Raw genomic sequence first — 15,104 nt, 5'->3', positions numbered from 1 at the left:
CCCGCCTCCATCAGGAGGCGGGCCGCTTGGGTCAGTGTCCCTTAGCGGCGGGATGACTCCTGGCGCAGGGAATCCCGGATTTCAGTCAGCAGCGCGATCTGCGGATCTTCGGCGGCTTCTTCCTTGACGTCCTGATCGATGCCCAGCCTCCGGTTGCGGCGTTCGATCATGTGGTTCATCGGCACAACAATGACGAAGTAGATTGCACCGGCCACTAGCAGGAACGAGATGATTGCTGAGATGACGGATCCGTACATGAACCCCTCCCACTGCATGTCCTCCATGCCCTTGGCGTTGAAAAGCCGGCCGATCAAGGGCGTCAGCAGGCCGACAACGATGGAGTTGACGACGGCGCTGAAAGCAGCACCAATGACAACGGCTACAGCAAGGTCTACGACGTTGCCCTTCATTATGAAACTCTTAAATCCACTCAACATAGGATCCAAGCTAACGCACGATTGTTAACATCGGATGACAAGAGTGTTGTTTTCCGACGGTGTGTCAGGAGCAAACTGGGCAGAGTTGCCGTTACAGGCAGCCCGGATCTGTTTCCCGGCCAACGTTCACCCGGCCGGGCCGCCCAGTAACCCTCGCCGTTCCGCGCCGATGCGAAATATACCGGGCTCCATCGAAGAGACGATTCCGCCATCAGGGGCATCCGAGGATCGAATTCTCAACCCCTTCAACGTTTCTGCCCAGAGAACCGTCAAAGGAATGGCTGAATACGGAGCATCAATGATGGTGAAGGGGCCACCTAGCATCGCCGCTCCCACATGAAGTACTGGTGCTATCCACATCAACCCGAACGCGGCAACGACCGCAACTCGAATGCGGGGAGACGACCGCTTCTCAAGGAGATACAGGACCACAGGGAACATCAGAACGGCGTCGTACACAGCCAAATGGGGGGAGAACACAACGGTGGTTGCCAGCGCGCATACCCAGAAGCCTTGAACGCCCACGGGGGCACGAAGAGTCCGCAAGCGGAGCAGAAGAACTCCCAATCCAAGTGTCAGAGACGCCCATGCAAGATTGGGACTCAGCCATGCAGCCCAATCCGGCGGAATCAACGCGACTATTAGGGCCGGCAGGCTCACCATCTTCCAAGCCTGACCCAGTTGAACCTGCTCCGAATACATGGGGCTGGTGAGAGCGGCCGCCCACTCTTTCATGCCCTCAATTCCCACGAGGCCTACTGACGCAGCCGATAGAGCAACGACGACCGCGCAGAACGCGCCCAATGCCTTCCAGCTGCGAGTGAGCAGCAGCAGGAACGGAACAAGGAAAACATGTTGAGGCTTCATGAAGCCCAGTCCAAATATCGCACCGGCCGCGAGTGGGTGCCGCGTTGCCAGAAAATGCATGCCCAGAATCCAGACGGCGAGAATGAACGCAGAGTCTTGCCCCCCGCCCAGAAGCTCGAAAGCCGGCACCGAAGCGAGAAGGCCAAGCACTGCGGTTCTTCTCTTCATCAGCATGATTTTCGGAGCAATGCTTTTCAGGCTAAGGATGCACCATAGCAGCATGGCCAAAGTCAGTATCAGCCAGCATGTGGCGCTTAGGTTGTAATTCATGAGGGACAGAGGGACATAGAGCACAGCCACGAGGGGAGGGGAGACGAACCAGGAAAGCTTGGTCGTGGTTCCAATGGCGCTTTCCTGGTAAGCATGTTGAACTGCCGGGTCGTAAAGTTGGCCATGACCGCCTGACAGAATCAAGCCACCGCCCGTCCAGTGAGCCAGATAGTCGGGAAGGAAGGGGCCCTGGACTGTAGGATCCACGATCCGGCTGACTGACGATGACGCAACACCCAGAGCCCCAAGGACGACGAATATCAGTGGATAATTTCGGAGTCGTTCTTTTGTGATGAGCCTGTCGAATGCGCGAATAAAACGATGCCCGGCCCGATTGCATTTACTGAAAAGTTCAATGCCGGAGTTCACAATTGACTGACTGCGCATAGAAATGCATAGTACTCCAGACGTATCGCCAAAAGTCCGCGCCGGCGGCATTCCTCCCGTCCGGCTTTGTCCCGCCGCTGAGCGTTACAGGTAGCCCGGCGCTGCTTCCAGGCCGAAGTACTCCTCCAAGGTGTTGACGCCACCTTTCCTCATGTCCTTTGCGGCTTCCACGCCCACATACCGCAGGTGCCAGGACTCGTAGTAGTACCCCGTGACGGGGTGGAACATCCAGGGGTACCGCACCACAAAGCCAAAGCGGTACGCATTCGCCTTCGCCCACGCGGCTGCCGGCTGATCGGCAAAGCACGGCTGGAAACCACAGGCTCCGCCGCCGTCGCCAATATCGAAGGCCCAGCCCGTCTGGTGCTCGGAATGCCCGGGCCGCGCCGATGCGGTGTCCGCCTCGGGCTGCCCCCGCGTGGATACATAGCCGTTGTATGTGGCCATCTGCGTGCCGTACGAGCGGTACCCGCTGGCCAGCGTCATGGTGACGCCGTCCCCTGCCGCTGAAGCGAACAGCTGTTCCGCGGCAGCCGCCGTCGTACTGTTCAGCAACGCGGCTTCACCCGACACGGCGAGCCGGACGTTCGGCTGCACCAGGTCCGCCGGGACATAGTCCGCCGGAACCAGCGGGCGGTGCTTGTTGACCACCAGCCAGGGGCTGGCCGGATCCGTCAGGGAATGCTGCTGCGGCAAAGCTGCCGCGGACGACGACGGCACCGGAGCCGAGGATGTTTCGGTGGGGCTTGCTTGCGGCGTGGGGGAGTCCGGCGTGGGAGAGGAGGCTGCGGCCGCTGCGGCGGAGGGTGTTGCGGTACCGGCGGGCGAGGACGACGGCGGCAGCTGGGTTGCGCCGTCGGGCGTGCAGGCTGCCAGGACAGTCAGCCCCGCTCCAGCGGCGAGGAACCGGGCGAACGTGCGCCTGCTCGGCGCGGCCCCGCCAGCAACCGGGCTGTCGGAGGCCGGATGGCCTTCAGAACATTCGTGGCACATGTGTGCTAGACCTTCCTCAGCAGCATCCGGCGGATGGAGTGGTCCGCGTCCTTGGTAAGCACCAGCTGTGCACGGCCGCGGGTGGGCAGAACGTTCTCTTCAAGGTTCGGCTCGTTGATTCGCTTCCAGATGTCGCGGGCCGTGCTTTCCGCCTCAGGATCCGACAGCGTGGCGTACCGGTGGAAGTAGGATTCCGTCTGGGCGAACGCCGTGGTGCGGAGTTTGCGGAAGCGGTCCACGTACCACTCCTCGATGTAAGAGGTCTTGGCATCCACATAGATGGAGAAGTCGAAGAAGTCACTGAGGGCCAGGCCCTGTTTGCCGTCGTGCCGGGGACGTGCCGGGGCGAGCACATTCAGTCCTTCAACAATCAGCACGTCCGGGCGGCGGACCACAACTTCCTTGTCCGGAACGATGTCATAGGTGACGTGCGAGTACCAGGGAGCGCGCACTTCCTCCGCGCCGCTTTTGATTTCGCTCACAAAACGCAGCAGCGCACGGCGGTCGTAGGACTCCGGAAAACCCTTGCGCTCCAGCAGCTGACGGCGCTTGAGCTCGGCCAGCGGATACAGGAAACCGTCCGTGGTGATGAGTTCCACATTGGGGGTGCCCGGCCAGCGGCGGAGCATTTCGCGCAGCACACGGGCAATGGTGGACTTTCCCACCGCCACGGAGCCGGCAACGCCGATCACAAAGGGCGTCCGCTGCGTCCGTTCGCCCAGAAACGTTGTGGTGGCCGCGTGCAGCTGTCCCGCAGCCTCTACATACAGGTGAAGGAGCCGGGAGAGCGGCAGGTAGACCTCGCGGATTTCCTTCATGTCCAGGGGGTCGCCGAGGCCACGGAGACGGAGAATATCCTCTTCGTTAAGCGGCTGCTCCATCTGGGCTGCAAGCCGGGACCAGGTCTGCCGGTCCAGCTCCACGAACGGGGAGACGCCGTCGCCGTTCGCTTCGTTGCGTTGCAAAGTCACCCTAGAGATTCTGCCCCGCGCAGGGCTGAGAGCGAAATGCGAGAGGCCGGGACCGCGCCTCATTGCGGCCGGTTATCCTACGTCTGATGTCTCACGGGCCAGCTAGGCTTGGGTCCATGTGTGGAATCGTAGGATATGTAGGTCATTCAGCGGGCCGGGGAAATGCCGGCCACAACGCCCTGGACGTAGTTCTAGAAGGGCTGCGCCGCCTGGAGTACCGCGGCTACGACTCGGCCGGCGTCGCCGTCGTGGCTGACGGCGTCATCTCCTCACGGAAGAAGTCCGGCAAACTGAGCAACCTCCTTGCCGAGCTCGAAGAGAGCCCGCTGCCGGGATCCTTCACCGGAATCGGCCACACCCGCTGGGCCACCCACGGCGGCCCCACGGACCAGAACGCCCACCCGCACCTGTCCGACGGCGGCAAGCTGGCCCTCATCCACAACGGCATCATCGAAAACTTCGCCGAGCTCAAGCAGGAGCTGGTGGCAAAGGGTGCGCAGTTTGCTTCCGAGACGGACACCGAGGTGGCCGCGGCACTGCTGGGCGACATCTTCCGGACCAAGCTCAACGGTGACACCTCCAACGGCGGCCTCACCAAGGCCATGCAGCTGGCCTGCCAGCGCCTGGAAGGCGCCTTCACACTGCTGGCAGTGCACGCTGACCAGCCCGACGTCGTTGTGGCCGCCCGCCGCAACTCGCCCCTGGTGGTGGGACTCGGCGACGGCGAGAACTTCCTCGGCTCCGACGTCTCCGGCTTCATCGACTACACACGCCGTGCCGTGGAACTGGGCCAGGACCAGATCGTCACCATCACCGCGGACTCAGTGGAAATCACCGACTTCTTCGGGGCGCCCGCCGAAGGCAAGGAGTACCACGTTGACTGGGACCCGGCCTCCGCGGAAAAGGGCGGATTTCCGTCCTTTATGGAGAAGGAAATCCACGATCAGCCGGACGCCGTAGCTCAGACCCTTCTGGGCCGTTCTGACATCCACGGCAGGCTGACCCTGAATGAGCTGCGGATCGATCCGCAGCTGCTTAAGAGCGTCAACAAGATCATCGTCCTGGCCTGCGGCACCTCCGCCTACGCCGGTCAGGTTGCCAAGTACGCCATTGAGCACTGGTGCAGGATCCCCACCGAGGTGGAGCTCTCCCACGAGTTCCGCTACCGCGATCCCATTGTTGACGCCAACACCCTGATCGTTTCCATCTCCCAGTCCGGCGAGACCATGGACACGCTGATGGCTGTCCGGTACGCCAAGGAGCAGGGCGCCAAGACGCTCTCCATCTGCAACACCAACGGCTCCACCATCCCGCGCGAATCCGACGCCGTGCTGTACACGCACGCCGGCCCGGAAATCGCGGTGGCGTCCACCAAGGCGTTCCTGGCACAGATCACGGCCGCTTACCTGCTGGGCCTGTACCTGGCACAGCTGCGCGGCAACAAGTTCCAAGGCGAGATCAAGGACATCCTGGCCGATCTTGGGAAGATCCCGGCCAAGATCCAGCGCATCCTGGACAACGAGGGCCAAATCAAGGAATTGGGCCGGGCCATGGCAGACGCCAAGTCCGTACTCTTCCTGGGCCGCCATGTGGGCTTCCCGGTGGCCATGGAAGGTGCGCTCAAGCTCAAGGAGCTGGCCTACATCCACGCCGAAGGCTTCGCCGCCGGCGAACTGAAGCACGGACCGATCGCACTGATCGAAGAGGGCCAGCCCGTGTTTGTGGTGGTACCGTCCCCGCGCGGCCGGGACTCCCTGCACGCCAAGGTGGTCTCCAACATCCAGGAAGTCCGGGCCCGTGGCGCCAAGACCATTGTGATTGCCGAAGAGGGCGACGAGGCAGTCAAGGCCTACGCCGAGCACGTCTTCTACATCCCGGAGACGCCCACGCTCCTGGCGCCCCTGCTGGCCACGGTGCCGCTGCAGATCTTCGCGCTGGCGCTCGCCTCGGCCAAGGGTTACGACGTGGACCAGCCACGCAACCTCGCCAAGAGCGTCACCGTCGAGTAGCCACCGCGGAGGCGGGAGCCGCGTCGGTGACGGCAGCCGCCTCTACGGTAGCGCGAGCCGCCTCTATGCGGGGTCTTTGCTCGCCAGTTCTTTGACCCAACCGGGAGTGTCGCGGCCCAGCCGTGTGTCCAGCGTGACGCGCAGCCGGGCCGCTGCAGCGTGCACCCCGCGCCGGTCCTGCGTGACCTGCTCCGGGGAGCGAGGAGCCAAGGCCGTCTCAGAGCCGCGCGTACCTTCGGCCTCCCGGACGGGTTGCTTCCAGGCGACATCCAGCAGGACGAGTTCCTCTTCCGTGGCCAGCCGGCTGTGCGCCTGCAGGTCCACCATCTTCAAGCCCATTTCAGCGCGCTTCGGCTCTTTGGAGAGCGAAGCGTCAAGCGCCCATTGGGTCCTGTTCCACCATTCGGCTCTGTTGTCCGCGCGGCGTTTCTGCCATAACGCAGCCGCTGCGATCAGCCCGGCGACAACTGCAGCGAAGACGGGAGCCAACGCGCCCCACACCTGCCACGCTTCGGCTGGTGCCGACTGCAGGAGAAGGGTGCCGGAAGGCGGTGAAGGGTCCACGGCACCAGCTTAGGCCGTCACATCCGCCGGGAGCCGGAGGACGGCTGGTGCAATCTGTTGCGGCAGCCGGGTGCTGGCACTGTCCTAGCCAAGCACGCGTCACCGTCACCGTCACCGTAGAATAGCCGCATGATTGTTGGAATTGGCGTAGACGTTGTAGACATCGAGCGGTTCGGCCGGCAGCTGGAGCGCACCCCCGGGCTGCGCGACCGGTTGTTTGTACCTGCCGAGCGGGAACTGAACACCCGCTCCCTTGCTGCGCGGTTCGCCGCCAAGGAAGCAGTTGCCAAAGTGCTGGGCGCTCCAGCCGGCATGAACTGGCAGGACTGCTGGATCGGCCTGGACCAGAACGGCCCCACCATCCAGATCAAGGGAACAGTGCTGGCTGTGGCCGAGTCCAAGGGCGTCAAGCGCTGGCACGTCTCCATGAGCCATGACGGCGGGATCGCCACTGCCACAGTCCTGGCCGAGGGCTGAACTTGATTATGGGTATAGGACCGCGGCGGGACTGAGCACGTGATCAGCGCCTACACCGGGACCCAGATGCGAGAGGCTGAAGAGCCCTTCCTGGCCTCGGGTATGGGCGATGCACTAATGCAGCGGGCCGCGTACGGCCTCGCGAACGCCGTGATCCGCGAACTCCAGTCACGGGGCAAGCGCCTCTACGGAGCCAGCATCGCTGTCCTCGCAGGCAAAGGCAATAACGGCGGGGACGGGCTGTTCGCCGCCGCTTTACTGGCCCGACGAGGGATGCGTACGACGGCGGTGCTCACATCCGGCGGGGCCCATGCCGAGGCATTGGCTGCTTTTGAACGGGCCGGCGGGCGGGTTTGCCTGCTGACTGACGCGAACGCCACCGAGCTTGCGGCGGAAGCCGCGGGGGCCGACGTCGTACTGGATGCAATCCTGGGGACCGGGGCCAGCGGAGGGCTGCGCGGTCCGGCTGCCGGGCTGGTGGCCAGGCTGGCCGGCCAGCGCACCGCCGGAAGCGGGCTGGTGATTGCGTGCGACGTCCCAAGCGGCGTGGACCCGGACACGGGCGAGTCCCATCTGCCCGTTCTGGCCGCTGATGTCACGGTGACGTTCGGCGCCGCCAAGGCCGGACTGCTGGCGGATCCGGGGGCTGATTATGCCGGGCGGGTACAGGTGGTGCCGATCGGGATCGAGAAGTCACTGCCGTGGCCCCAACTCAAACGCCTGGAAGCCGGAGACTTGGCCGCGTTACTTCCCCGGCCCGAGCGACGGTCACACAAGTACTCCCGCGGGGTGCTCGGCGTGGTGGCGGGTTCGGCCGCGTATCCGGGAGCCGCGGTGCTCGCTTGCCGCGGAGCGCTCGCGGCCGGAGCCGGCATGGTGCGTTACCTGGGCCCGCCGGACGTGGCGAACGTCGTCCGCCAGGCCTGTCCCGAGGTGGTGTGCAGCTCCGGGTCTGTTGCGCAGACGCACGTGCAGGCCTGGCTGGTGGGCCCCGGAATGGATGGCAGCGACCACCAGCAGGCGCAGCGTGCGGTCGATGCGGCTGATTCCGGTCTTCCGGTTATTGCCGACGCCGGGGCGCTGCCGGCACTGCCCGACGTCCTCGCCCCGCAGGTGGTGCTGACTCCGCATGCGGGCGAACTGGCTGTGCTGCTCAAGCGGCTCGGGGTTGAGCTGGACCGCCCAGGTGTGGAAGCGTCAACGCTGGGAGCTGTGCGCCGGGCCGCCGGACTGACCGAGGCAACTGTCCTCCTCAAGGGTGCAACCACGCTGGTGGCATCGCCGTTCCAGGACTTCTACAGCCAGTCGGAAGGCACGCGTTGGCTGGCCACGGCAGGCAGCGGGGACGTTCTGTCCGGCGTCATCGGTGCGCTGCTCGCACAGCTGGGTCACGACGTCGGGCACTTCAGTGATGCCGGGATCGATCCGGACGAGAGATGGGCGGCGATAGCCGCGATGGCCGCGTGTCTGCATGGGCTGGCGGGCGTGGAAGCGTCAGCCGGCGGCCCGCTGACCGCGGGCCGGATAGCGGACGCCGTGCCTGGGGTATGGTCGAAAACCAGCAAACTTAGTAATCCCGACTCCTGGAAACGTAATAGTCACACGTACCCGTTACGGTAAAGCTAGGTCCGTTTTTGAACTGCACTTGACCCCTTTTTCCAACACCAGCTGTTGGACCGCATTGAGGAGCACGAATGGAAATCTGGCCCGGCTCGGCATACCCGCTGGGTGCTACTTTTGACGGCACCGGCACCAACTTTGCCCTGTTCAGCGAACACGCGGAAAAGATAGAGCTCTGCCTGTTTGACGATTCCGGCACGGAAACCCGGTACGAACTGGTGGAAGTGGACGGGTACGTGTGGCACTGCTATTTGCCGCAGGTCCAGCCCGGTCAGAAGTACGGGTACCGCGTCCACGGGGACTACGATCCCGCCGCGGGAAACCGTTTCAACCCCAACAAGCTTCTCCTGGACCCCTACGCCAAGGCCGTCCACGGCCAGATCGATTGGGACCCCGCGCTTTTCTCGTACACCATGGGTGATCCGGGATCCCGCAACGATGCCGATTCTGCCCCGCACATGATGCTCGGCGTGGTCATCAACCCCTTCTTCGACTGGGACGGGGACCAGAACCTGCGGGTCCCGTACCACCGCTCCGTCATCTACGAGGCCCATGTGAAAGGCCTCACCCAGTTGCACCCGGAGGTCCCGGAGGAGCAGCGGGGCACCTACGCCGGCGTGGCCCACCCCTCCGTCGTCGCGCACCTGCAAAAGCTGGGCATCACGGCGATCGAGCTTATGCCGGTCCACCAGTTCGTCAACGACGGCACCCTGCAAGAGAAGGGCCTGAACAACTACTGGGGCTATAACACCATCGGCTTCTTCGCCCCGCACAACCGCTACAGCTCAACGGGGGACACCGGCCAGCAGGTCCAGGACTTCAAGGCCATGGTCCGGTCGCTGCACAAGGCCGGCATCGAGGTAATCCTGGACGTGGTCTACAACCACACGGCAGAGGGCAACCATCTGGGCCCCACACTGTCCTTCAAAGGCATCGACAACGCCTCCTACTACCGGTTGATGGAGGGCGATCTCCAGCACTACATGGACTACACCGGCACGGGCAATTCGCTCAACGTCCGGCAGCCGCACTCCCTGCAGCTGCTGATGGATTCGCTGCGCTACTGGGTGACCGAAATGCATGTTGACGGATTCCGCTTCGATCTCGCCTCAACGCTGGCCCGGGAGTTCTACGACGTCGACAAACTCTCCACCTTCTTCGAACTCATCCAGCAGGACCCGGTGGTCTCCCAGGTCAAACTCATCGCCGAGCCCTGGGATGTGGGCCCGGGCGGGTACCAGGTGGGAAACTTCCCGCCGCAGTGGACCGAATGGAACGGCAAATACCGCGACACGGTCCGCGACTTCTGGCGCGGTGAGCCGGCCACGCTGGGCGAGTTCGCCTCACGCATCACGGGCTCCGCCGACCTCTACGAGCACTCCGGCCGGCGCCCCGTGGCATCCATCAACTTCGTCACGGCCCACGACGGCTTCACCCTGGCGGACCTGGTGTCCTACAACGAGAAGCACAACGACGCCAACGGCGAGGGCAACAACGACGGCGAATCCCACAACCGCTCCTGGAACTGCGGGGTGGAGGGACCCACCGACGATCCTGCCGTGCTGGGACTCAGGGCCCGGCAGCAGCGCAACTTCATTGCATCCATGCTGCTCTCCCAAGGCGTCCCCATGCTGGTCCATGGAGACGAGCTGGGGCGCACCCAGCAAGGAAACAACAACGGCTACTGCCAGGATTCCGAACTGACCTGGATCAACTGGGACACCGTGGACCAGCCGCTGGTGGAATTCACCTCCGCAGTCAACGCACTGAGGGCAAAACACCCCACGTTCCGGCGCAGCCGCTTCTTTGACGGACGTCCGGTGCGTCGAGGCGAAGGCGAGCGGCTGCCGGACATCGTATGGCTTGATGTTGACGGTTCAACCATGCAGCCCGAGGACTGGGACAGCGGCTTCGGTCGTTCGGTCGGTGTGTTCCTCAACGGCGACGGCATCCGCGGGCGCGACGCCAGGGGCCGGCGCATCACGGACGTGAACTTCATGCTGTACTTCAACGCCCACGACGACGAAGTGGACTTCAAGCTCCCCGCTGATGAATATGCGCCTGCCTGGGACATCATCATCGACACCGCGGGCCAAGGCGCTGACTCTGAACCGGTGCAGGCCGCCGACACGCTGACCGTGGCCGCCAAGTCGCTGGTGGTGCTTCGCGCCCACAGCACACCTGAGACAGAGCCGGACCATTCAGTGGCTGCCTCGCTCGCCGCGCTGTCACAGACGGCCACATCCGAGTCCGCTGCGCTGACCACACCAACCGTGCCCGAACGCAATGAGATCAGGAAGGCCCGGGAACAGAAGTCCGGAGCGCAAAAGGAAAGGGACGCGTGAGGACACCCGTATCCACGTACCGGCTTCAGATCCGGGCCGGTTTCACCCTCCACGACGCCGCGCGGACGGTACCGTACCTGCACTCCCTCGGCGCAGACTGGCTCTACCTTTCACCGCTGTTGACCGCCGAACGAGGGTCCGACCACGGCTATGACGTCACCGATCCCTCGTCCGTGGACCCGGAGCGGGGCGGGCCGGAGGGGCTGCTGGCACTCTCTGCTGCAGCCCGCGCCGTCGGTATGGGCGTGCTGGTGGACATTGTGCCCAACCATGTGGGCGTGGCATCGCCGCACCAGAACCCGTGGTGGTGGTCCCTGCTGAAGGAAGGCCGCCAGTCCCGCTATGCGGAAGCGTTCGACGTCGACTGGGACTTCGCCGGGGGCCGCCTCCGGATCCCGGTGCTGGGCAGTGACCATGACGTTGACCAGCTGGAAATCCACGACGGCGAACTCCGGTACTACAGCCACCGCTTTCCGTTGGCCGCGGGTACATTTTCCGCGGGAGACAGCCCGCAGACCGTCCATGACCGGCAGCATTATGAGCTGGTGGCCTGGCGCCGCGCCGACGACGAACTGAACTACCGGCGCTTCTTTGCCGTCAACACCCTTGCAGGCATCCGGGTTGAGGTCCCCTGGGTCTTTAACGAGGCACACGCCGAGATTGTCCGCTGGTTCCGTGACGGGCTGGTGGACGGCCTCCGCGTGGATCATCCTGACGGTCTGGCCGATCCCTCGGGCTATCTGCGCCGGCTCAAGGAAGTCACCGGCGGCGCCTATGTGCTGGTGGAAAAAATCCTGGAACCGGGCGAGGACCTGCCGCCGGACTTCGAGTGCGAAGGCACCACCGGCTATGACGCCCTGGCTGATGTGGACCGTCTTTTTGTGGATCCGCTGGGACAGGCACCACTGACGCGACTTGATTCACTGCTGCGGGGCAGCGCCGAAGTCACGGACTACGCGGACATGATCCACGGCACCAAACGGGATATTGAAGACGGTATCCTGCAATCCGAAATCCTGAGGTTGGCGCGTCTTCTGCCGATGGATTCGGGCCTGACTGAAGAGCAGTCCGCGGACGCACTGGCGGAAATCATCGCCGCATTCCCTGTCTACCGGACGTACCTGCCTGAAGGCGCAGGCGTACTCAAGGAAGCCTGCCGCGCGGCAGTGGAAGCGAAACCGGAACTTGCGGCCGCCGTCGGGGTCCTCCTGCCGCTCCTGAATGATCCAGGCCAGGAACTGGGCCGGAGGTTCCAGCAGACGTCCGGGATGGTGATGGCCAAAGGTGTGGAAGACACCGCGTTTTACCGCTACACCCGTCTGGGGACCCTCACCGAAGTGGGTGCCGACCCCACGGAGTTCTCCCTGACGCCCGCGGATTTCCATTCGCGGATGCAGCGGCGGCAGAAGTCGCTTCCGCTGGCCATGACCACTCTCACCACGCATGACACCAAACGCAGCGAGGACACCCGGGCCCGGATCTCCGTGATCTCCGAGATGGTGCCGGAATGGTCCGCCACGCTTGCCAAACTGCGGGAGCTGGCGTCGCTGCCGGACGGTCCGCTGGCCTCCCTGCTGTGGCAAGCCATCGCGGGGGCCTGGCCCGCGGGGCGTGACCGGTTGCGCAGCTACGCCGAAAAAGCCGCGCGCGAGGCGGGCAACTCCACCAGCTGGACGGAGCCGGACGAGGCCTTCGAAGAAAAGCTGCTGGCCGCCGTGGACGCGGTGTTTGATGTTCCTGAGGTGCGGAGGGAGCTCACGGCGTTTGTGGCCCGGATCGAGCCGCACGGTGCCTCCAACTCGCTCTCCGCCAAGCTGGTCCAGCTCACCATGCCCGGCCTCCCGGACGTCTACCAGGGCACCGAGTTCTGGGACCGGTCACTCGCTGATCCGGACAACCGGCGGACTGTCGATTTTGGCCTGCGGGCTGCCGCCCTGGCGGAACTCGATGAGGGCGTGCTGCCGGCAACGTTCCAGGCTGAAGCCAGCAAGCTGCTGGTGACCTCCCGGGCGCTGCGGCTGCGGCGGGACCGGCCTGAACTTTTCTCCGGCTACCGGCCTGTGCTCGCTTCCGGTCCGGCCGCTGAGCACCTCGTGGCATTCGACCGCGGGGCCGGTTCGGCAGGCGGGGCCGTGACTCTGGCAACCCGGCTGCCCTACGGGCTGGAACGTGCCGGCGGATGGCGGGACACCGCCGTCGAGCTGGCCGCAGAAATGCGTGATGAGCTGACCGGAAAGAGCTTTGGCCCGGGACCTGTGGCCGTGGCGGATGTGCTGCTGATCTATCCGGTGGCGCTGCTGGTTCCCGGATCCCAGTCCGGGGAGGCTAAATGAGCCGGCCGGTCAGTGGAGCCGGGCGCTTTGACGTGTGGGCGCCCGGCGCCGGGGCCCTGACACTGCTGGCAGACGGGCAGCGGCATCCAATGACGGCACACGGCGGGGGCTGGTGGTCCGCGCCCGATGCCCCCACCTCCGGCGAGGTGGATTACGGCTATCTGCTCGGCGGCGACGCACACCCGCTGCCCGATCCGCGCTCCCGGCGCCAGCCGTCCGGCGTCCATTCGCTGTCCCGGACTTTCGATCCCGCGGAACATGACTGGCAGGACGCGGCCTGGGCCGGAAAGGAACTGCGGGGTTCGGTCATCTACGAGTTGCATCTGGGCACTTTTACACCCGAAGGCACTCTGGACTCGGCCACCGGGAAACTTGACTACCTCGCCGGGCTGGGCATCGACTTCGTCGAACTCCTGCCCGTCAACGCGTTCAACGGCACGCACAACTGGGGCTACGACGGCGTGCAGTGGTTTGCCGTCCACGAGGGCTACGGCGGTCCGGCCGCCTATCAGCGCTTCGTGGATGCAGCCCATTCTGCAGGCCTCGGCGTGATCCAGGACGTGGTCTACAACCACCTGGGACCGAGTGGAAACTACCTGCCCCGATTCGGGCCCTACCTCAGGCAGGGGGAGGGCAACACCTGGGGAGAATCGGTCAACCTGGACGGGCCCGGCTCGGATGAGGTCCACGGCTACATCCTGGAGAACGCTGCCATGTGGCTCCGCGATTTCCATGTGGACGGGCTGCGGCTTGACGCCGTCCATGCCCTCCGCGACGAACGGGCGGTCCGCATCCTCGAGGAGCTCGGCGCCTTGGGAAACACCGTTTCGGCCGAAACCGGAAGGCCTGCCACACTGATCGCCGAATCCGATCTGAACGATCCGCGGCTCCTGTACCCTCGCGCGACCCACGGCTACGGGCTGGCCGGTCAATGGAGCGACGACTTCCACCACGCCGTCCACGTCAACCTCAGCGGTGAAACCACCGGATACTATGCCGATTTTGATTCGCTGGCCGCGCTGGCCAAGGTCCTGCGGGGCGGGTTCTTCCACGATGGCAGCTACTCCAGCTTCCGGGGCCGCCATCACGGACGGCCGATCGACGCCGGACTGGTGGACCCCGCCGCCCTGGTGGTCTGCAGCCAGAACCACGATCAGATCGGCAACCGGGCCACGGGTGACCGGCTGTCCCAGTCGTTGCACTACGGCCAGCTCGCACTGGCTGCCGTGATCACCCTGACCTCGCCCTTCACCCCCATGCTGTTCATGGGCGAGGAATACGGCGCAACCACCCCCTGGCAGTTCTTCACATCGCACCCCGAACCGGAGCTCGGCAAGGCAACGGCGGAGGGCAGGATCCGCGAGTTCGAGCGGATGGGGTGGGACCCCGCCGTCGTCCCCGATCCGCAGGACCCGGAAACGTTCCGCCGCTCCAAACTGGACTGGACGGAACCTTCCGGCGGCGAACATGCGCGGCTTCTTGAGCTGTACCGTTCGCTCATTTCGCTCCGCCGGGCCACTCCCGAGCTGGCGGGGCTGGGGTTTGAGGAAACCCACGTTGAGTTCGACGACGACGCCGGCTGGCTCCGTTTCCGCCGCGGCCCGGTTGAGGTGCTGCTGAATTTCTCGGACAGCTCCTGCCGTCTGGGCAACGCCGGCGCCGAAATCCTGTTGGCCACCCATGACTCGGTGCTGCGTGAGGGAGGCTCCGTGGAACTTCCGCCGTGGAGCGCCGCGATCCTCAGCACCTCAATTGGCCGCTGAATTGGCCGGCGAAAGGGAGATCCGGCCTCAGCCCGCGGCGTAACTTTCCCTCCTCACTGTGTAGCCTG

At 64.6% G+C, this 15,104-nt stretch carries 11 protein-coding genes; 6 read left to right on the top strand and 5 right to left on the bottom strand.

The genetic code is table 11. From position 1 onward, the window contains the following. Positions 1-41: 41 nt before the first annotated feature. The 4 genes from mscL to coaA all read right to left on the bottom strand — a co-directional run bounded on the left by mscL (position 42) and on the right by coaA (position 3,925). The gene (mscL, locus tag ACQCST_RS15020; protein ID WP_426996546.1) at positions 42-437 is read right to left on the bottom strand and encodes a large conductance mechanosensitive channel protein MscL; all 396 of its coding nucleotides are present in this window, start codon (positions 435-437) and stop codon (positions 42-44) included. Between the two features lie 126 nt (positions 438-563). Further along, a complete protein-coding gene (locus ACQCST_RS15015) occupies positions 564-1,943 on the bottom strand; it encodes a glycosyltransferase family 87 protein (protein ID WP_426996545.1) in 1,380 nt (459 codons plus the stop codon). A gap of 102 nt (positions 1,944-2,045) precedes the next feature. Next, positions 2,046-2,954, bottom strand: a complete 909-nt coding sequence (locus tag ACQCST_RS15010) for a M15 family metallopeptidase (protein WP_426996544.1) — start codon at positions 2,952-2,954, stop codon at positions 2,046-2,048. A gap of 5 nt (positions 2,955-2,959) precedes the next feature. Then, complete coding sequence (coaA, locus tag ACQCST_RS15005) at positions 2,960-3,925, bottom strand: type I pantothenate kinase (protein ID WP_426996543.1); 966 nt, start codon at positions 3,923-3,925, stop codon at positions 2,960-2,962. A 116-nt stretch (positions 3,926-4,041) separates the two neighbouring features. Here coaA and glmS point away from each other — a divergent pair, with 116 nt between their 5' ends. Further along, positions 4,042-5,934, top strand: a complete 1,893-nt coding sequence (gene glmS / locus ACQCST_RS15000) for a glutamine--fructose-6-phosphate transaminase (isomerizing) (protein WP_426996542.1) — start codon at positions 4,042-4,044, stop codon at positions 5,932-5,934. Positions 5,935-5,997: 63 nt separating this feature from the next. Here the strand turns inward: glmS and ACQCST_RS14995 are convergent, their stop codons facing one another. Beyond that, positions 5,998-6,498 carry a hypothetical protein gene (locus ACQCST_RS14995; protein WP_426996541.1) on the bottom strand — a complete coding sequence of 167 codons (501 nt, stop codon included), beginning with the start codon at positions 6,496-6,498 and terminating at the stop codon, positions 5,998-6,000. A 129-nt stretch (positions 6,499-6,627) separates the two neighbouring features. Here ACQCST_RS14995 and ACQCST_RS14990 point away from each other — a divergent pair, with 129 nt between their 5' ends. The 5 genes from ACQCST_RS14990 to treZ all read left to right on the top strand — a co-directional run bounded on the left by ACQCST_RS14990 (position 6,628) and on the right by treZ (position 15,036). Further along, a complete protein-coding gene (locus tag ACQCST_RS14990; protein ID WP_426996540.1) occupies positions 6,628-6,975 on the top strand; it encodes a holo-ACP synthase in 348 nt (115 codons plus the stop codon). A 39-nt stretch (positions 6,976-7,014) separates the two neighbouring features. Further along, positions 7,015-8,595 carry an NAD(P)H-hydrate epimerase gene (locus tag ACQCST_RS14985; protein ID WP_426996539.1) on the top strand — a complete coding sequence of 527 codons (1,581 nt, stop codon included), beginning with the start codon at positions 7,015-7,017 and terminating at the stop codon, positions 8,593-8,595. A gap of 74 nt (positions 8,596-8,669) precedes the next feature. After that, entirely contained in the window at positions 8,670-10,940 is a 2,271-nt protein-coding gene (gene glgX, locus ACQCST_RS14980) for a glycogen debranching protein GlgX (protein ID WP_426996538.1), read from the top strand. After that, on the top strand, positions 10,937-13,273 hold the full coding sequence (treY, locus tag ACQCST_RS14975) for a malto-oligosyltrehalose synthase (protein WP_426996536.1): 2,337 nt from the start codon (positions 10,937-10,939) through the stop codon (positions 13,271-13,273). The genes glgX and treY overlap by 4 nt, the downstream gene beginning before the upstream one ends. Further along, the gene (gene treZ, locus ACQCST_RS14970; protein WP_426996535.1) at positions 13,270-15,036 is read left to right on the top strand and encodes a malto-oligosyltrehalose trehalohydrolase; all 1,767 of its coding nucleotides are present in this window, start codon (positions 13,270-13,272) and stop codon (positions 15,034-15,036) included. Before treY ends, treZ begins: the two co-directional genes overlap by 4 nt. The last annotated feature ends 68 nt before the right edge of the window (positions 15,037-15,104 follow it).

The organism is Pseudarthrobacter sp. N5 (assembly GCF_050157035.1).
In the GTDB taxonomy this organism is placed as follows: Bacteria; Actinomycetota; Actinomycetes; order Actinomycetales; family Micrococcaceae; genus Arthrobacter.
This window is presented reverse-complemented; position numbering and strand designations above follow the sequence as displayed.